The following is an 18694-nucleotide window of genomic DNA, read 5'->3' as shown; positions in this document are numbered from 1 at the left end:
GAGAGTCTTCGGCAGAACGCTTTCGAGTGCCTTTCGAGAGCCGTGCAACGGCGTCCGCCAAAGACAGGGAGTGAGTGTGAGCAGTACGGAATTACCCTCTCCAGTGCCGCGGCGCCTGAATGGGACGGCACTCAAGTCGGAGCCCCTGCGCACCTATTGCTCCTATGTGAACGGCGAGTCCCTCGCGAGTGACGACTGGGTTTATGTCGTAGACTCGGAGTCGCTCATCGACGACGCATTCTCCAGCCTGCGTCTCAAGCGCGATCTCGAACGCGGAAAAGTGGCGCCCATAGATCTCCCGGACACCGTGGTCGCCCGGGTCGCCAAAGCCGACCGGGAAACCGTCGACGCGGCCCTCGCCGCGGCCCGGGAAAGTTTCCCCGCCTGGAGCGCGCTGCCGCCCGATCTGCGTATCGACAAGTTCGCGGCCCTGCTCCACCGGCGCATCGTGGACATGGCGGACGACATCGCCGACGTGCTCGTCACCGAGGGGCATCCGCTCGCGCTGGCCCGCTGGCAGGTCTCCGGCATGCTGGAGGTCTTCGGGGCCGAATCGGTGAGCTTCTACCGGTCGTTGATGCACCAGGAGTTCCGGCGCGACGAGCGGCGCCTCCAGGTGCGGCGCCGGCCGGACGGAGTGGTCTGCCTCAACCCGCCGCAGAACGCGCCGCTCTCCAGCGCTCTACTCGGCGTCACCTCGATCATGGCGGGCAACACCTTGGTGGTCCGGGCGCCGCGCAGCGGCCCGCTCGGCGCCATGTTCGTGCTCCAGGACGTCGTGGCGCCCGTGCTCAGGGAGATCGGTGCTCCGCCCGGCGTGCTCAATGTCGTCTGCGGGGACCCTGCTCCGATGCTCTCGGCCTGGCTGGAGAGTCCGCACGTCGACGACGTCATCTACTTCGGGAGCAGCGAGAACGGGCTGAAGTTCGAGCAGCGCTGTGTGGCCCGGGGCAAGAAGCCCATTCTCGAACTGGCCGGGAACGACGCGGTGACCATCTGGAAGGACGCCGACGTCGAGCTCGCCGCCGAGGCGCTGCTCGAGAGCTTCTACGGCTCCGGCCAGTTGTGCATGATCCCCAATCAGGTCCTCGTGCACCCCGAGGCCGCCCCCGGCCTGCTCGACGCACTCGTCCGCCGGGTCGCGCAGGTGCGCCCGGGGCGCCCGAGCGACCCCGATGTCCTGCTCACTCCCGTACTGCGCAACGAGAAGTTCTTCAGTTGTCTTGAAGACTCCCTGGCCAAGGGCGCGGAGCTGGTGTGCGGGGGTCACGCCGTTCAGGTGGACGGGGAGCGCGCGCCGGACGGGATCTTCCTGGAGCCGACCGTGGTGCTCGTGCGCGGCCTGTCAGGTGCCCGTGAGATCGATGCCGTACGCCACGAGACCTTCTTCCCGTTGCTTCCGGTCGTCGTCGCCGAGCCGGCCACCGACGACGTACTCCTGGACCGCTTCATCGAGTTCGTCGACTCCAACGAGTACGGCCTGCGCAATTCGCTGTGGGCCAGGGATCCCGAGGTGGTCGACCGCTTCGTCGGCTCCGTCACCGGTGGTGGGCTGCTGAAGGTGAACGACTCGCACATCGGCTTCCTGCCGTATCTGCCCACGCACGGCGGCACGGGCCTGACCGGCGGGGTGTTCGGCGAAGCCAACTATCCGATCCTGCGGACCTCCCACATCCAGGGCGTCAGCATCAGCTCCGGTTCCCGGCCGTCCGAGGCTGTCTTCGGGGCCTGGCGCAATCTCTCCGGACAAGGGGCGTGAGGCACCGATGACTCTTCACGACGACCGGATCCACAGCCGAGTCGGGGGGACGACGGCAGCGCACCCGGCCGCGGACCGCGACGCGCTCGTCGGCCTGTACCGCAGGCGGCTGAGCAAGGGCCGGGCCACCCTTGGGGAACTGTTCGGCGGCCATGTCGAGGTGGCCTCGGAGGGAGCCTGGGTGACCACCGTCACCGGGCAGCGGCTCCTCAACTGTGGCGGCTACGGCGTCTTCCTGATGGGGGCTCGCAACCCCACGGTCCTCGAGTACGTCACCGATCAGCTCGGCCGCCATCCCGTCGCGACCCGGCTCTTCCTGGAACCGCAGGTCGCCCATGCGGCGGACGCGTTCCTGAGCCGGGTTCCCGAGGGCCTGGAGCGGGTGCACTTCGCCTGTGCGGGGACCGAGGCCGTGGAGGCCGCGATCAAGCTGGCGCGGACTCTCGGCAAGGACCGGCTGATCGCCACCTCCGACGGCTACCACGGCAAGACCCTGGGGTCCCTGAGCCTCACCGGCAAGGACGTCTTCCAGGACCCGTTCCGGCCACTCCTGCCGGGCGTCGAGCACGTGCCCTTCGGCGACGCGGCCGCACTGGAGGGGGCCCTCGCAAAGGTGCCGGGCCGCGGCTGCTTCATCGTCGAGCCGGTGCAGGGCGAGGCGGGCGTGGTCCTTCCGCCGGACGGCTATCTGCGCGACGCGGCCCGGCTGTGCCGCAGCCACGGCGCGCTGTTCGTGCTCGACGAGATCCAGACGGGGCTCGGCCGGCTCGGCACCTGGTGGGGTGCCGACCACGACGGCGTCCACCCCGACATCCTGCTCTCGGGCAAGGGGCTCGGCGGCGGCGTCCTGCCGGTCTCCGCCCTGGCTGCGAGCGCCGAGGTGTTCGCCTCCTTCGACAGGGACCCCTATCTGCACACCTCGACCTTCTCCGGCAGCCCGCTGGCGATGGCCGCCGTGCGCGGGGCGCTCGCGGCGATCGAGGAGGGTGACCTGGTGCGCCGGTCGGCCGAGCTCGGGGCCCGGCTGCTCGGCGAGATCCGGCGCATCGCGCGGGAGCACCTGGGCCATCTGGTGCGCGAAGTGCGAGGCCGGGGCCTCCTCCTGGGTGTGGAGTTCACCGAACCCGGCCTTGCGGGAGAGCTGCTCATCGAGCTGATCGAGCAGGGCGTGATCGCCAATCACTCGCTCAACTCGCACATGGTGCTGCGTTTCACGCCGCCAGCTGTTCTTTCCGCCTCGGACGTGGATTTCCTGTGCGTCGCCTTCGACCGTGCCTGCCGCGCGCAGGCGGCCCGTTACGTACCCGCCGATGAAAGCGACACAGCCCATGCGTGACGTACGCGTAGCAGTCGAACTTCCCGATACCTCGGCCATCACCGCATTCGAGACGGTGCAGCGGTTCGACCTCTACCCTCAGCACTCCCCCGTCGTACGCAATGTGAAGGTGCAGGGCGACCGGAGCGACTGGGATGTCTACTTCAGGAACGGAATTCTGCGCTGGACAGAGAGCGACGAACCCGACCCGGACCAGCTGGTCATCAAATTCCGGCAACTGGAAGGCGACTTCGACTCGTTCCACGGCGTCTGGCGCATAGTTCCGCAATCCGGTGGCGGCTGTCTCGTCGACTTCCGGGCCACCTTCGACTTCGGCATTCCGAGCCTCGCCGGAATTCTCGAACCGGTGGCGGAACGCGTCATCAAGGACACCATCGGTACCGTCCTTTCCCGGCTCTTCGCACCGGCCGCGGCCGTCGTCTCGTGAACCGCGCCGCGGTCCTGTGCGGCCTGGGCTCCTGGCTCCCGCCCGCAGTCGTCACCAACCAGGACCTGGAGGCGGAGCTGGACACCACCGACGAGTGGGTCCGCAGCCGGACGGGAATCTCCCGCCGCCACGTCGCCGCCCGGGACACCGCGACCTCCGACCTGGCCGTCGAGGCAGGCGCGCGAGCGCTGAAGTCCGCGGGCAGCGACCCGGTGGACGCGGTAGTCGTCGCCACCACCACTCCCGACCACTCCTGCCCGGCCACCGCGCCCTCGGTCGCCGCCCGCCTGGGGCTCGGCACCGTCGCGGCCTTCGACGTGGCGGCGGTGTGCACGGGATTCCTGTACGGGCTCGCCACCGCGGCCGGGCTCATCGCGACGCACACCGCCGAGCGGGTTCTCGTCATCGGGGCCGACAAGTTCTCCGGCATCCTCGACCCCCACGACCGCTCGACCCGCGCGATCTTCGGCGACGGCGCCGGCGCGGCCGTCCTGCGGGCCGGGGACGCGGCCGAGGCGGGGGCCCTGGGTCCGCTGGTCCTGGCCAGCGACGGCACCGGAAGCGACCTGATCTGCGTACGCTCGGGCGGATCACGCGAACCCTGGCATACGTCAACCACGCCTGAATCCAAGGCAGTTCCTTCACCTCTTGGCCCTGATCCGTACTTCCGCATGAACGGCAAGGCTGTCTTCCGCAACGCCGTGGAGCGCATGGTGGAGTCCTCGCGCACCGCGGCCGGGCGGGCGGGCTGGGCGGTCGAGGACATCGACCTTTTCGTGGCCCACCAGGCCAATCTGCGGATCATGCACGCGGTGGCCGACCGGCTGCCAGTGCCGCGCCCACGCTGCCACGTGCACCTGGACCGGGTCGGCAACACCGCGGCCGCGTCCTTGCCGCTCGCCCTGGACGACGCCGCCGTCTCGGGCCGGCTCGCGGCCGGCGACCGGGTGCTGCTCACCGCGTTCGGCGGCGGGCTCACCTGGGGCGCCTGCGCGCTGCGCTGGCCCGAGCTGGGCACCGTCTGAGCGCGCCGTCCGACCGCACCATCGAGCCCACGTCCGACCGCACCACCGATCAACCACCATGAAGGAGTACCTGTGATGAGCGACGTCTACGAGCGGTTCGTCGGCCTGCTGGCGAGCTTCGGCGTGGAGCGCGGCGAGGTCGAGCCCGGCCACACCTTCACCGAGCTCGAACTCGACTCGCTGGCCCTGGTCGAGCTGACCCTGCTGGTGCAGGAGGAGTTCGGGGTGAAGATCGGCGACGACGACCTCGCCGCCCACGACACCATCGCTCAGGCCGCCGCCGTCATCGGGAGCAAACTGGAGGTCGCGGCCTGATGGCCGGCTCCAACGACCGCTTCGACGCGGCGATCACCGGCATCGGCATGGTGACGGCGGCCGGCCCCGGGACCGACGTCACCTGGGAGCGAGTCAAGGAGGGCGGGGCGACCGCGGCTCGCCGAGTACCCGAACTGGCCGGTGCACCGGTCGACTTCGCCTGCACCGTGCCGGGCTTCGACGCGACCGCCCTGCTCGGTCGCCGCAAGGCGTGGCGGCTCGACCGCGCCTCCCAGCTGGCGCTCGCCGCCGCCGCCGAGGCCGTCGCGGACTCGGGTGCGGATCTCGCCGCGGGCGACGGCAGCCGGGTCGGCGTGGTGCTCGGCAGCGGCATCGGTGGCGCGGCCACGTGGGAGAGGCAGCACCATGTCCTGCTGGAACAGGGCCCGTTGAAGGTCTCCCCGATGCTGATCCCGATGCTGGCCGTGAACATGTCCGCCGGGAACATCGCCATGGAATATGGGGCACGCGGGCCCAACTTCGTGGTGGCGACCGCCTGCGCCTCCGGCACCAGCGCCATCGGCCAGGCCCGTGAACTGCTGCGCAGGGGCGTGTGCGACGTGGTGATCACGGGCGGCACCGAGGCCTGTGTGGTGCCCTCGATCACCACGGGCTTCAGCCAGATGGGCGCGCTCTCCGGCCGGAGCGACGACCCGGCCGCGGCCTCCCGCCCCTTCGACGCCGACCGGGACGGCTTCGTCGTCGCGGAGGGTGCGGCCATCCTGGTCCTGGAACGCACCGAGCACGCCCGGGCCCGCGGCGCACACGTCCACGCCCGGGTCAGCGGGTACGGAGCGTCGGCCGACGCGTACAACGCGACCGCGCCCCACCCACTGGGCGAGGGCGCCGAACTCGCCCTGCGTGCAGCCCTGTTGGACGCCTCGACCTCTCCGGATGCCGTCGATCACGTGAACGCGCACGGCACCTCGACCCCGCTCAACGACGTGATGGAGGCCAGGCTGATCCGGCGGGCGCTCGGCGAGCGGCCCGCCGTCACCTCGGTCAAGGGCGTCCTGGGTCACGCGCTCGGGGCCGCCGGTGCGATCGAGGCGGCGATCACCGCGCTCACTCTTGAACACTCCCTGATCCCGCCCACCGCCAACGTGGACGCCCAGGACCCCGAGATCGGCCTCGACATCGTGTGCAAGTCAGTCCGGCGGAGCGACGTACAGGTCGCGGTCAGCAACTCCTTCGGGTTCGGCGGGCAGAACGCGGTGCTCGTGCTCACCCGTCCGTGACGCCTCCCCGAAACCCAGGAATGGTCACCTCATGAACTCCCAACCGGAGCAGAGCCGCAGCGCTCCGCGCCCGGCAGACGAACCCGTGGCGATCGTCGGCATCGGCGCGCTGTACCCGGGCGCACACAGCGCCGACGCCTACTGGTCACTCCTCAACCAGCCATTGAATCGAGCGAGTTCACCGCACGACGGCAGCCTCGACGACCTCGACATCGATGTGGCACGCTTCGGCATCCCGCCCGCTCAGAGCGGCGCAATGGCCCGGATGCAGATCCTGATGCTGGAGGCCGCGCGGCGCTGTCTCGCCGACGCCGGCCACGACGCCCGGTCCCTGCCGGATGAGCGCACCGACGTCGTCGTGGGAACCTGCTTCGGCCTGGACCGTCAGTACGCCAACGCGCTGCGCATCGAGGGCAGCCGCTACGCCCGCGACCTGCGGCGCGCACTGGAGGGGCGGGGCGAGTCCGACGCGGCGGGGCGCGCCGCGGCCGAGTTCCAGGAGGAGCTGCGTCGCGGGCTCGGTGCGTCTCCGCACGACCGGGTGGGCGAGATGGCCAGTACCATCCCGGCGCGGATCGCCGCCGCGTTCAAGTTCCGCGGCCGGACCCTCGCACTCGAATCGGCGGACGCCACCTCGTTCGTGGGCCTCGCGCACGCGGTGACCTCGCTGCGCGCCGGCACGGCGGACGCGGCGCTCGTGGTAGCCGGCCACCGCCGGGAGAGCCCCCTTCTGGAGCGGATGATCGAGGGCTGGGTGACGGCCGGGGCCGAGGGGCAGGCCGGCCGCCTCGCCGAGGGGGTGGGCGCGTTGCTCCTCAAGCCGCTGTCCCTGGCGGAGCAGGACGGTGACCGCGTGTACGCGCGGATCCTGCACTGCGCGCTGCGCCTGGACGCCCAGCCCGGGCCGTTCCGGCGTTCCTCCGCCGCCGGGCTGCACCGGACCACCGCGCGGGCCGCCTACCGCGGCGCGGCCGTCACCCCCGAGTCGGTGCAGTACGTCGAGCGCGTCGGGGCGGGCAGCCCCGAGGACGCGGCGGCCGAGCTCGCGGCGCTGGCGGGGGAGCACGGCGTACAGCTCCTGCCGGGCACGGCGGCGGTGGGCAGCGCGCAGGACCGTATCGGGCACACCCTCGCGAATGCCGGTCTGGCGGCGGTCAGCAAGGTGGCGCTCGCGCTGCACCACCGCACGGTTCCCCCGTCGGCGGCACCGGACCGCGCGCTGCCCGGCCCCCACGCCTTCCGCAGCCCGACCACCGCCGAGCCCTGGGAGCGCCCCGCTCCCGGGCTGCCCCGGCGGGCTGCCGTGACGGGCACCTCGGTGACGGGGGCGGTGTGCCACCTCGTGATGGAGGAGCACACCCCCACGGAGCCGCGCCCGGTAGCCGGGGCACGTACGCGGGAACGACGCCCCGGCCAGTCAGCACACCCCGCCGCCGAGCCCATCGCGATCGTGGGCATGGGTGCGAAGTTCGCCGGCTCGCCGGATCCGGAGGCCTTCTGGCAGGTCGTCCTGTCCGGGCAGGATCGGATCGCGCCGGTGTCCGAGCGCGTCCTGGACCGCGAGCTCTACTACGCGCCCGGCTCGCTCAGCCTCACCCACAGCTACACCGAACTCGCCGCGCCCATCGACGTGCCCGAGGTGCCGCCGCCCGGTCTGGACATCGCACCGGACCGCTACCGCTCCCTGGACGCCGCCCAGCGCACCGTCCTGGAGACCGCGGGTCAGCTGCTGGACCGCCGCGACGGGGGCGCTCCGCCGCTCGTCGGCCGGGGTCTGGTCGCCGTGGGCAGCAACCTCGGTCTCACCCGTGACCGGCAGGCGCACACTGAACGCTCCATCGGCTACCTGGAGTCGGTCGCGGGTGCCCTGCCCGCGCTGGCCGGACTCGCCGACGACGTACGGGAGTCACTGCTCAAGGAGGTTCGGGAGGAACACCACGATGGCGACGGGCCGCCGTACCCTGTGCTCCTCGACGGCCGGCTCGCGAGCGGCGGCGCTGCCCTCGTCGCCCACGAGTACGGTCTCGACGCCGTCCCGGTGGCCGTCGAGGCGGCCTGCGCCTCTTCGCTGGCGGCTCTGGACGTGGCGGTGGGCGCGCTGCGGTCCGGCGATGTCGACTACGCGCTGGCAGGCGGGGTTGAACTGGCCTGCACAGCACGGGACATGGTGCTCTGCTCGGCGCTCGGGCTGCTCTCGCGCGGCCGGATCACCCCGTTCGACGCGGCGGCCGACGGCTTCACCCCCGGTGATGGCTGCGCACTGTTCATGCTCAAGCGGTACGAGGACGCCCGCAGGGACGGTGACACCGTACTAGGCACGATCCGCGCGATCGGCGCCTCCAACGACGCCAAGTCCCTGATCGCGCCGGACGCCGAAGGCCAGGCACGGGCCATCCAACGGGCTTTCGCCCAGGTTGAGTTCGCGCCGGAGACAGTCGACTACCTGGAGGCCCACGGGACCGGCACCAAGGTCGGCGACCGGGCCGAGATCGCCTCGGTGGCCGAGGTGTACTCGGGCAGCCGGGACGCACCGCTCCTGATCGGCTCCGCGAAGTCGCACTTCGGCCACACCTACGCGGCGGCCGGTGCCGCCGGGACACTGCGCGCGCTGCTGGCCCTGCGGGCCGCGACCGTCCCGCCGGGCGCCAACTTGAGCACGCTCAACCCGGACCTGCCGATCGACGCGATCCCCGCGCTCGTGCCCACCGAGGCGATGGCCTGGCCCTCGGTGCGGGGCCGCCCGCGCCGGGCCGCCGTCAGCTCGTTCGGCACCGGCGGTACCAACTACCACCTACTCCTAGAGGAACACCGGGACGGGCCACGATGAATTTCGACTTCGACACGGACACCGAGGAGATGCGTGCGGCCATCTCGGCCTTCGCCCGCGACAAACTGCCGTGCCCCGACGCGTTCGACCCCGTGGCGTTCCGGGAGCGCTGGCTACTGGCGGGCGAGCAGGGCGTCGTGGGCACGGCGGTCCCCGAGGCGTACGGCGGACTGGGGCTCGGGGCCGTCACGGCCGCGGCGCTCATGGAGGCCCTGGGGCACGGCTCCGAGGACACCGGCTTCGCCTTCTCCGTGGCCGCCCACCTCTTCGCCTGTCTGAGACCGGTGGTGGAGTTCGGCACCGAGGAACAGAAGCGGCACTGGCTGCCCCGGCTCTCCTCGGGCGAGTGGATCGCGGCGCACGGGATCACCGAGCCGGAGGCCGGGTCCGACGCGCTGGCCCTGCGCACCTCCGCCAAGCTCAGGGGCGACCACTATGTGCTCAACGGCGGCAAGGCGTTCACCACCAACGCGCCGGTGGCCGACTTGTTCGTGGTGCAGGCCGTGACCGACCCGTCCGCTGGGTTCTTCGGCCTCACCTCCTTCCTCGTCGAGGCGGGCACGCCCGGGCTGCGCGTGGGACGGCCCTACGACAAGGTCGGCCTGCACGGCTCCCCGACCGCCGACGTGTACCTGGAGGACTGCGCGGTACCGGCGGACCACGTGCTGGGTACGGAGGGAGGCGGCGCGGCCGTCTTCTCTGCGTCGATGGCGTGGGAGCGGACCTGTCTGTTCGCCGCGTACCTCGGTGCGATGCGCCGCGTCCTCGACTCGACCGTCGAATTCGCCGGCCTGCGCGAACAGTTCGGGATGCCCATAGGCGGCTTCCAGGCCGTCAGCCACCGCATCGTCGACATGACGCTGCGCCTGGAATCCGCGCGACTGCTGCTCTACCGGGCGGCCTGGGGTCTGGACCGGGGAGAGCGGGACGAGGTCGCGCCGGGCCTGGCGAAGCTGGCCGTCAGCGAGGCGGCCGTGCAGCTGGGGCTCGATGCCATGCAGATCCGGGGCGCCCTGGGCGTGCTGAGCGGCGAGGCGGAGACCCTGCTGCGGGACGCCCTGCCGGCCCGGATCTTCTCCGGCACCAATGACATCCAGAAGAACAACATCGCCCGCGCCCTGGGGCTCGGCCCGAAGCGCCGCGTCCGCCGCCGCTGAACTCACGCGGACATATTCATCTCCCTGCTCACGTCGAGGAATTCATGGACATCATCGTGCACCGTATCCGCCTGCGGGAATCCGTCCCCCGGGACCGGTTCGAGAAATGGGTAACCGAAGTCGACTACGCCGCCTGCCCCCGACTGTCGAGCGTCGCCTCCTTCAGCGTCCAGCGGATACCGGGCGAAGGCGCCAGTGCCCCAGAGTATTTCGAGGTCATCACGGTGAGCAGCCGGGACGCGTTCGAGCGGGACACGCGGTCGGAGACGTTCCGGCAACTCGCCTCGGAATTCCACGGGTTGGCCGAGGTGATCGAGAGATTGTCCGGCGAGCGCGTCGGGCCGGGATATGCCGCCGCATGACCCTGCCCCGCCCCGGTGAGCAGCCCTCGAGAGACCCGCCACCTGCGGAGACTTCTCCCGCTTCATGATCATCTCAGTGGGATGCAAGGACGCTGTGCCACTGTGTTTCCCAACCTTCTGCATTTCCGGAATGCCGAGCCGAGGACGGCAATGAAAACTGAGCAATCACTCATCCGCTACATCGCCGACAACTGGCTGGACGGTGACGCGGAGGGCCTTGACGAGAACACCCCGATCGCCGAGCTCAACGTCATCGACTCGGCTGGAATCTTCGATCTCGTCCACCATCTCCAGGACGAGTACCGGGTGACAGTTCCACTGCCAGACGTCGCGCCCCGGAATTTCCGGACCATCAGCGCGATCGCCGACCTCGTCCACCGTCTGCAGGAGAAAGGAGCCGTCCGATGACGAACGGGGTGAACACCATACGGGGTTCCGGATCCGTACACCGGCGGGTACTCGACATCGTCACCGCGCACACCCTTTACGACGAGTCCTATCTGACGCCGGACAGTGCCATGGAGGGTGACCTCGGGATCGACTCGGTCATCCTGGAGTCGATCCTGGCCGATGTGCGCGAATGCTTCGGACTGCACGCGGAGCTGCCGCCGGGCCTCACCACGATCCGGGACCTGGTCACGGCCGTGGCAGAGGCTGCCGGCGAGGATCCGCCGGACGGTTCCGCGTGGGAGTCCCCGGGCGCGGACCCCGAGCCCTTGCGGCGGGTCCTTCCGTCGCCGACCGAGCCTCCGGTGGCAGCGGGCCCTGGCTGGGACGCCCGCTCCATGAAGGACTTCATGGAACAGCGCGATCCCGACCTCTTCGCAAAGGCCCGCGGTTTCAGCGCGTACTTCCGCAGGCGCAACGAGGAGCAGCTGTACTGGTACGGCATGCCGATGCGCTCGCGGTCCGGCAACCGCGTGCTCATTGACGACGAACAGACCGGCCGGGAGCGCGAGTTCCTGATGTTCGCGTCGAACAACTACCTGGGCCTGGCCAATCACCCCAAGGTCGTGGAGGCCGTGTGCGAGGCCACCCGCACCTACGGCGCCACCCACACCGGCTCACGGATTATCGGCGGCACCAACCACCTCCACCAGGAGCTGGAGCGACGCCTGGCCGCGTTCAAGGGGCGCCCTGCCTGCATCGTCTATCCGGGCGGGTACGCCGCCAACCTCGGCGCCATCTCGGCACTGGTCAAGGGCCACGACGCGCTGGTGGTCGACAAGCTCAACCACATGAGCATCGTCGACGGCGGCAAGCTGTCCGGCGCGGCCCGCAAGATCTACCGCCACAACGACATGGCCGACCTGGAACGGGTCCTGGAGCGCTGTGCGGACGACGTGCTGGGCAAGCTGATCGTCACCGACGGCGTCTTCAGCATGCACGGCGACATCTGCGACCTGCCCGAGATCGTCAAGCTCGCCAAGGAATACGGGGCGCGGGTCATGGTCGACGACGCGCACGCCACGGGTGTGCTGGGTGCCCGGGGCACCGGCACGGCAGAGCACTTCGGGCTCAAGGGCGAGGTCGACCTGGAGCTGGGCACGATGAGCAAGGCGCTGGCCGGCATGGGCGGGTTCGTCGTCGGTGACGAGGAGGTCGTCGACTACCTCCGCTTCTACTCCAACTCCTACGTCTTCGCGGCGAACATCCCCGCCGGGGTCGCGGCCGGGCTCATCGCCTCGATCGACGTCATGGAGAGCGAACCGCACCGGCTAGAGCAGCTCTGGAGCAACATCCGTACCCTGCGCGGCGCCCTGACTGCCGCCGGGTTCGACCTGGAGAACACGGAGAGCGCGATCCTGCCGATCGTCATCGGGGACGAGCGCCGGGCGATGGAGATGGGCCGTGCGGTGCGCGCCCGCGGACTGTTCTGCCAGACCGTCGTCTTCCCCGGCGTCCCGCTGGGCGACGCCCGGCTGCGGATCAGCGTGACCAGCGAGCACACCCCCGAGGACCTGGCGGAGGCCGCGGGCATCTTCGTCGAGGCCGCCCACGAGACGGGTGTGCTTCCCGCCGCCGAGTGACCCACCCCCGCGAAAGGAGAAGGTACGTGCAGACCATGGGCGCCAAGGGCACCTCCCTCATCCGGCTCCCCCACGAGCCGGCCTCCGACCGGGCCGGACGCCCCGCGCTCGTGGGCCCCAATCCCGTCACCTACGGCGAGCTCACCCGTCGTGTACGCCTGTTGGGCGACGCACTGCTCTGCCAGGGCGTCCGTCCCGGTGACCGTGTGGCGATCTGGATGGACAAGCAGCCACGGTACGTGGAGGCGATCCTTGCCTCCCTCGACGCGGGCTGTGTGTACGTCCCGCTGGACGGCGGCCAGCCGGTCGGCAGGGTCACGACGATCCTCGCGGACGCGGAGCCAGCCGTGGTCCTCACCGACGGGCGCCACCTGGACGCCCTCACCGGGGCCGAACTGCCCGGCTCCGTGCGTGCGGTTGTGGTGGCGGGCCCGGCCGCACCGGACGTGGAGTGCATCGGCGGCGTCCGCGTCCACGCGTGGGAAGCCTTCACCGCCACCGCCGGAGACCATTCCAGCGCGGCGCCGGAGCCCGCCCCGGACGACCTGGCCGCGCTGCTCTACACCTCGGGGTCGACCGGGGTGCCCAAGGGCGTGAAGATCTCGTACCGCAATCTGGCGAACTTCGTCGGGTGGGCCCGCGACGAGCTGGATGTGGGCCCGGGTGACGTGTTCGCGAATCACGCCTCGTTCAACTTCGACCTCAGCACGTTCGACCTGTTCGTGGCCCTCTCGTCGGGGGCCGCGGTGTGGGTCGTCGAGGACGCGCTCGCCCGTGACGTGGCCGCCCTCGCGGCGGGCATCCGGGAGCACCGCGTCACCGTCTGGTACTCGGTGCCCTCGATACTCCACCTCCTCACCGCCTCGGGTGCCCTCACCGCCGAGGGCGCCGCCAGCCTGCGCTACGTCCTGTTCGCCGGAGAGGTGTACCCAATGCCTCAACTCCGGGGGCTGGCCCGTCTATTGAGCGACTCCACTGCCCTGTACAACCTCTACGGACCGACCGAGACCAACGTGTGCAGTCATCACCGGGTCCGCCCGGAGGACCTGGCGCGCGAGGAGCCCGCACCCATCGGCGTACCGATCTCCGGCACCACCTTGACGGTCGTCGACGAGCACGGTGATCCGGTCGAGGAGCCCGGCGCGCACGGCGAACTGATCGTGTCCGGCGACTGTGTCACCCCCGGCTACTGGCGCCGTGAGACGGAGCCCGCCGCGGAGCTGCACCGGGCGCGCCGCCATGCGACCGGCGACATCGTCAGTGAGGAGAACGGGCGGCTCGTCTACCGCGGGCGCAAGGACCGGATGGTCAAGCTCTCCGGCTACCGTCTCGAACTGGGCGAGATCGAGGCCGCGGTGCTGCGCCACGCGTGGCTCGCCGAGGCCGCGGTGGTGGTGCACGGCGAGGGCCCGGCCGCCCGGCTCGCCCTCTACTACACACTCCGCCCGCACGGCGTGCGGCCCAACCTGCTGGGAATCAAGAGGCATTGCTCGCAGTACCTGCCGAAGTACATGCTGCCGCACTCCGCCACCTGCCTGGCGGAGCTGCCGCGCAACGCCAACGGGAAGACCGACTACCGCACCCTGGCCGCGCTCGCGGCCGACGGCCACTAGAAGGCGGGCCGGCCACCGTGACCCCCGACCGCCGCCCCGTGCCCTGGTTCCCCGGCACCGGAATCGGCACCGGCGCCGCCCTCCCGCTGATCTGCTTCCCGCACGCCGGCGGCACCCCCTCCCTGTTCCGCGACTGGCAGGCCAGTCTCGGCGATGGCGTGCGGGTGGTGCCGGTGCTGCTGCCGGGCCGGGGCGTACGGCTGGGCGAAACGCCGTACGCCACGATGGCGGCCCTGGTCACCGCCGTCGTCGACGCACTGCTCGACCGGGGTCTCACGGATGGCGGCTACGCACTGTTCGGCCACAGCATGGGAGCACTGGTGGCCTACGAGACCTGCTGCGGGCTGCGCCGTCGGGGGCTCGCCGAGCCGCGGCACCTGTACGTCGCCGCGAGCCGGGCCCCACAGCTACCGGCCGGGCGCCGCGACCATCTGCTCGATGAGCGTCAACTCTGGGACAGTTTGCGTGAGTTGGGCGGAATCGACGGCGGATCGGCGGTCGCGGACGGCTACTGGGAGCGCCGCCTTCCGGCACTGCGGGCTGACCTCGCCGCCTGCGAGAACTACCGCAGTGCACCACGTGACCCGCTGCGCTGCCCCGTCACGGCCTTCTCGACCGAGGGCGACCCGGTGGCCCCGCCGGACGCGGTCGCGGCCTGGCGCGACGTGACCTCGGGCCCGTTCCGCAGCAGGCACCTTCCGGGCGGCCACTTCTTCCTGACCGGGCCGTCCCGTGGCCGCGCCCTGCATGAGATACGCGCCGGGCTCGCCCCGACCGGGCGCCCTCCAGTCCTTACCGCACAGAGGAACGGATCATGGACGTAAAGATGCTCGCCACGAGCGCAAGGCACCGCTCCAGGACCACCGCCACCCACGCGCGGGCGCTGGCCAGGATCGTGGGCAACCGGCAGATCCCGCTCCTGCTCTCCCTGTCGAAGAACCTGGCCACGCCGGTCTACCGGGCGTTCTTCCTCACCTCGGCGGCGGGGCACGGCGTGCTGCGTACGCTGGCGCAGGGACCCGCCGGGGCGGACGAACTTGCGGCCGGGCTCGGCATCCCGGGCGGCGGCGACCGGCTGCGCTCCTGGCTCGACATCGGCGTCCAACTCGGCGACCTGGGCTTTGGCGACGGCCGCTACCGGCTCAGGAGCCGCGTGGCCAAGGCGCTGTCACGCCCCGAGAACGACGCGGTGAGTGCCGCCCTCGAAGAGGTCGTACGCTTCCACGCCACCGTGCTCCTCCAGGCGCCCGCCATGCTGCGCGACGGCCGCCGGCTCTCCCTCGGCGACCAGGACGGCGGCGTCATCGCCCGATCCAGCCGCATCGTGCAGCCCTTCATCGAGGAGGCCATCGCCCGCACCCTGGACCGCACCTCCCCAGTGCGGCTCCTGGAGATCGGCTGCGGCAGCGGGGTCTACGTCCGTTACGCAGCCTCGCTCAACCCCCGTCTCTCAGCGCTGGCCATCGATCTCCAGGAGGAGGTCGCCGAGGAGGCTGCCGCCAACATGGCCCGCTGGGGACTCGCCAACCGCGTCCGCACCCGGCACGGCGATCTGCGCGCGCTGGAGCTCCAGCCGCAGTTCGACCTCGTGACGATGCACAACAACATCTACTACTTCCCCAAGGCCGAACGGACCGCGGCCCTGGAGCGGGCCAGGGCCCTGCTAGCCCCCGGCGGGCGGCTGCTGCTCACCACCTCGTGCCAGGGCGGCAACGCCGGCCTGCGGGCGCTCAACCTCTGGTTCGAGAACGCCGACTTCGGCGGCCCCCTCCCCCACGAGCACGAACTGGTGTGGCAGATGGAGCGGGCCGGTTTCACCGGTGTCAGCGCCACCCAGATCGTCCCGGGCGAGCAGTTCCGCGCTTTCGTGGGCACCAACGCGCACGCCTTCCGGACCGCCCAAGCGTGATCCCCACAGGAGACCGACTCATGCCAGCACTCAATGACCTGTCGGCGGCCCACTCCGGTGCCGTCGTCACCATCGGCGGCACGACGGCCGACGGCGCCCTGCTCGGCGGCAAGGGCGCGCACCTGGCCGAGATGACCCGGGCCGGCCTTCCGGTGCCGCCCGCCTTCTGCGTCACCACCGAGCTGTTCCACGCCTTCCTGGCGGAGACCGGGCTCCTCCACACGGTCGAGGGCGCGGAGCCCGACGCCATCCGCAAGGAGATCCTGGACCACGAGATACCGGCGCCGATCGCCCACGCGATACTCGCCGCCTACGAAGCGCTCGGGCGGCCGCGGGTGGCGGTGCGCTCCTCGGCCAGCCAGGAGGATGGCGCCTCGCACTCGTTCGCCGGACAGCACGACACCTTACTCAACGTCGAGGGCGAGGCGGCGCTGCTCGCCGCGGTGAAGACGTGCTGGGCGTCGCTGTGGTCGGACCGGGCGGCGGTCTACCGCCAGGGCCCCGGGCCGGTCGGTCTCATTGCCGTCGTCGTCCAGGAGATGGTGAACTCTGACGCCAGCGGAGTGCTGTTCACCGCCGATCCGATCAGCGGCGAGTCCGGGCGACTGGTGGTCGAGGCGTGCTGGGGCCTGGGCGAGGGCCTGGTCGCGGGGAAGGTGACCAGCGATTCCTTCGTCGTGGACGGCGGCGGCCTGGAGGTCGTCGAGCGCCGGGTCCGCTACAAGGTCACCCGGTGCGTACCCGTGGAACCGGGCCGCGTCGACCTGGTGAAGGTCGACCCGGAGCTGCGGAACACACCGTGCCTGACCGACCGTCAACTCGCCGAGCTGGGCGCTCTGGCCGTGCGGGTGCGTGACCACTACGGCGCCGAGCAGGACATCGAGTGGGCGCTCAAGGACGGCAACCTCCATCTGCTCCAGACCCGGCCGATCACGGTCCGCCCGGGGCGCGCCGCGGACTCCCCCAGCCCCTACGGCATACCGCAGCCGCCGGACGTGCTGCACCGGACGCTGTGGTCGCGCATGGACATCGGCGAGATCTTCGTCGGCATGATGTCGCCGCTGGGCCTGAGCTTCGCCCGCTACTACCAGCATCAGGTGCACGGCGACTGCGCGCGGGCCCTGGGTGTGCGCGACGTCGGCGACATGGACCTGCACATGGGGTATCTCCAGGGGCACGTCTACCTCAACATCTCCTATACGGCGCACATCCTTGCCCAATGCCCGCCCACCCGGGACCAGCGACCCTTCACCGAGCGCTTCGCGAGCGAGGAGGTCGATCTCGCGACGTACCGCAACCCGTTCGGTCCCTATCCCGGCGGCGTCAAGGGGGCGCTGGCGGCGGGCAGTTGGGCGAAGTACGCGGCGTCCGAGCTGCGCGGGGCCGAGCGCCGGGCGGAGCGGATGGACCGGGCTCGCCTCTACGAGTTCGACCGCGCCCGCGGCATCGACCTCGCCGCCCTCGACCGGAGCGAGCTGCACGCCGAGCTCGACCGACGCCTGGCGTTCCTGCACGACATGCACGTGGGCTACATGCCCTACTACATCAATGCGTTCGGCTTCTACGACGTCCTCACCATGCTGTGCGCCTCGTGGCTCGGCGACGACGGCACCAACCTACAGAACCGCATCAAGTCAGATATGTCAGGTCTGCGGACCGTGGCGTCGGCCCGGGAGCTGTGGAACCTGGCACAGGCCGCCAAGGATCGGCCCGAGGTCATGCGGATCATCCGCGGGACCCGGCCCGCCGACATCCCCGTACGGCTGCGCGCGGACGAGGCGGGCCGCTCCTTCTGGGACGACCACATGGAGCCCTTCCTGCGCGCCAACGGCACCCGCGGCAGCCAGGAGATGGAGCTCACCAACCCCCGCTGGATCGACGATCCCTCGTACATCTTCCAGCTGATCCGCCGCTATGCCGACGGGGAGTACACCCTCGATTCGGGTGCGGGGCACGGCCGTTCGGCCGAGCGGGAATCCGAGGGGGTGCTGCGCCGGCTGCCCCCTGCCAGGCGCAGGGTGCTCAGGACCGTCATGTCGCTGTACGCCACGTGCAGCGAGCTGCGCGAGAGCACCCGGATGGCGATGGTCACCTCGGTCTGGCTGGTCCGGGGTGTGGTGTACGAGGTGGCGCGACGGCTGGCCGAGGCGGGTGTGCTGCACTCCCTGGACGAGGCCGCCTACCTCGACTTCGAGGAGATCCGGAGCTACCTCGCCGGGGACGAGCCGGAGCCTGCGGCCTTCCCCCGGCAGCGGATCGACGAGCGGCGCCGCGTGCACGAGTACCGCAGCCGGCTCCCCGAGCCGCCACTGACCTTCATCGGGGAGTACGACGCGACTGCGAGCGTGCGTCCGGTGGCGGACGGCGCGCGTCTTGAGGGTCTGGGGTCGAGCCCGGGGCGAGTCGTGGGCCGGGCCCGGGTCATCGGGGATCTCACCTGGCAGGCCGACGAGTTCCAGGCCGGGGAGATCCTCGTGGCGCGCTTCACCGACGCGTCGTGGACTCCGCTGTTCGCCATCGCGGGCGGCGTGGTGACCGACATCGGCTCGATGCTGTCCCACAGTTCCATCGTGGCCCGCGAGTTCAGCGTTCCCTCGGTGGTCAACACCAAGCACGCCACCCGGCAGATCTCCACGGGCGACCTGATCGTCGTGGACGGCGACACGGGCACAGTCGAGGTAGTCGAGGAGTGAGCC

15 protein-coding genes are annotated in these 18694 nt (G+C 70.9%); all 15 read left to right on the top strand.

Annotation, left to right across the window (positions count from 1 at the left end):
- Nucleotides 1–166 precede the first annotated feature (166 nt).
- The 15 genes from ABD346_RS30930 to redH all read left to right on the top strand — a co-directional run bounded on the left by ABD346_RS30930 (nucleotide 167) and on the right by redH (nucleotide 18691).
- Nucleotides 167–1759, top strand: a complete 1593-nt coding sequence (locus tag ABD346_RS30930) for an aldehyde dehydrogenase family protein (RefSeq protein ID WP_344379366.1) — start codon at nucleotides 167–169, stop codon at nucleotides 1757–1759.
- 7 nt (nucleotides 1760–1766) lie between these two features.
- Entirely contained in the window at nucleotides 1767–3095 is a 1329-nt protein-coding gene (locus ABD346_RS30925; RefSeq protein ID WP_344379365.1) for an aspartate aminotransferase family protein, read from the top strand.
- Nucleotides 3070–3522, top strand: coding sequence for a type II toxin-antitoxin system RatA family toxin (locus ABD346_RS30920; RefSeq protein ID WP_344379363.1), 453 nt, complete (start codon nucleotides 3070–3072; stop codon nucleotides 3520–3522). Before ABD346_RS30925 ends, ABD346_RS30920 begins: the two co-directional genes overlap by 26 nt.
- Complete coding sequence (locus ABD346_RS30915) at nucleotides 3519–4547, top strand: beta-ketoacyl-ACP synthase III (protein ID WP_344379361.1); 1029 nt, start codon at nucleotides 3519–3521, stop codon at nucleotides 4545–4547. Before ABD346_RS30920 ends, ABD346_RS30915 begins: the two co-directional genes overlap by 4 nt.
- Before the next feature lie 75 nt (nucleotides 4548–4622).
- Nucleotides 4623–4862, top strand: coding sequence for an acyl carrier protein (locus ABD346_RS30910; RefSeq protein ID WP_344379360.1), 240 nt, complete (start codon nucleotides 4623–4625; stop codon nucleotides 4860–4862).
- Nucleotides 4862–6100 (top strand): beta-ketoacyl-[acyl-carrier-protein] synthase family protein, encoded by a 1239-nt coding sequence (locus ABD346_RS30905; protein ID WP_344379359.1) that lies wholly within the window; start codon nucleotides 4862–4864, stop codon nucleotides 6098–6100. The genes ABD346_RS30910 and ABD346_RS30905 overlap by 1 nt, the downstream gene beginning before the upstream one ends.
- A 31-nt stretch (nucleotides 6101–6131) precedes the next feature.
- On the top strand, nucleotides 6132–8927 hold the full coding sequence (locus ABD346_RS30900) for a beta-ketoacyl [acyl carrier protein] synthase domain-containing protein (protein ID WP_344379358.1): 2796 nt from the start codon (nucleotides 6132–6134) through the stop codon (nucleotides 8925–8927).
- Nucleotides 8924–10084 carry an L-prolyl-[peptidyl-carrier protein] dehydrogenase gene (redW, locus tag ABD346_RS30895; protein WP_344379357.1) on the top strand — a complete coding sequence of 387 codons (1161 nt, stop codon included), beginning with the start codon at nucleotides 8924–8926 and terminating at the stop codon, nucleotides 10082–10084. Before ABD346_RS30900 ends, redW begins: the two co-directional genes overlap by 4 nt.
- Before the next feature lie 44 nt (nucleotides 10085–10128).
- On the top strand, nucleotides 10129–10446 hold the full coding sequence (locus tag ABD346_RS30890) for a RedY protein (RefSeq protein ID WP_344379356.1): 318 nt from the start codon (nucleotides 10129–10131) through the stop codon (nucleotides 10444–10446).
- Between the two features lie 150 nt (nucleotides 10447–10596).
- On the top strand, nucleotides 10597–10854 hold the full coding sequence (locus ABD346_RS30885) for an acyl carrier protein (protein ID WP_344379355.1): 258 nt from the start codon (nucleotides 10597–10599) through the stop codon (nucleotides 10852–10854).
- On the top strand, nucleotides 10851–12476 hold the full coding sequence (locus tag ABD346_RS30880; RefSeq protein ID WP_344379354.1) for an aminotransferase class I/II-fold pyridoxal phosphate-dependent enzyme: 1626 nt from the start codon (nucleotides 10851–10853) through the stop codon (nucleotides 12474–12476). Before ABD346_RS30885 ends, ABD346_RS30880 begins: the two co-directional genes overlap by 4 nt.
- A 35-nt stretch (nucleotides 12477–12511) precedes the next feature.
- The gene (locus ABD346_RS30875; protein WP_344379408.1) at nucleotides 12512–14089 is read left to right on the top strand and encodes a D-alanine--poly(phosphoribitol) ligase; all 1578 of its coding nucleotides are present in this window, start codon (nucleotides 12512–12514) and stop codon (nucleotides 14087–14089) included.
- A gap of 17 nt (nucleotides 14090–14106) precedes the next feature.
- Nucleotides 14107–14913 carry a thioesterase II family protein gene (locus tag ABD346_RS30870; RefSeq protein ID WP_344379353.1) on the top strand — a complete coding sequence of 269 codons (807 nt, stop codon included), beginning with the start codon at nucleotides 14107–14109 and terminating at the stop codon, nucleotides 14911–14913.
- Nucleotides 14904–15998, top strand: coding sequence for an SAM-dependent methyltransferase (locus ABD346_RS30865; protein WP_344379352.1), 1095 nt, complete (start codon nucleotides 14904–14906; stop codon nucleotides 15996–15998). The genes ABD346_RS30870 and ABD346_RS30865 overlap by 10 nt, the downstream gene beginning before the upstream one ends.
- 20 nt (nucleotides 15999–16018) lie before the next feature.
- Complete coding sequence (redH, locus tag ABD346_RS30860) at nucleotides 16019–18691, top strand: undecylprodigiosin ligase RedH (RefSeq protein WP_344379351.1); 2673 nt, start codon at nucleotides 16019–16021, stop codon at nucleotides 18689–18691.
- Nucleotides 18692–18694 lie beyond the last annotated feature (3 nt).

This window comes from Streptomyces mauvecolor (assembly GCF_039532965.1).
Classification (GTDB): Bacteria; Actinomycetota; Actinomycetes; order Streptomycetales; family Streptomycetaceae; genus Streptomyces; species Streptomyces violascens.
This window is presented reverse-complemented; position numbering and strand designations above follow the sequence as displayed.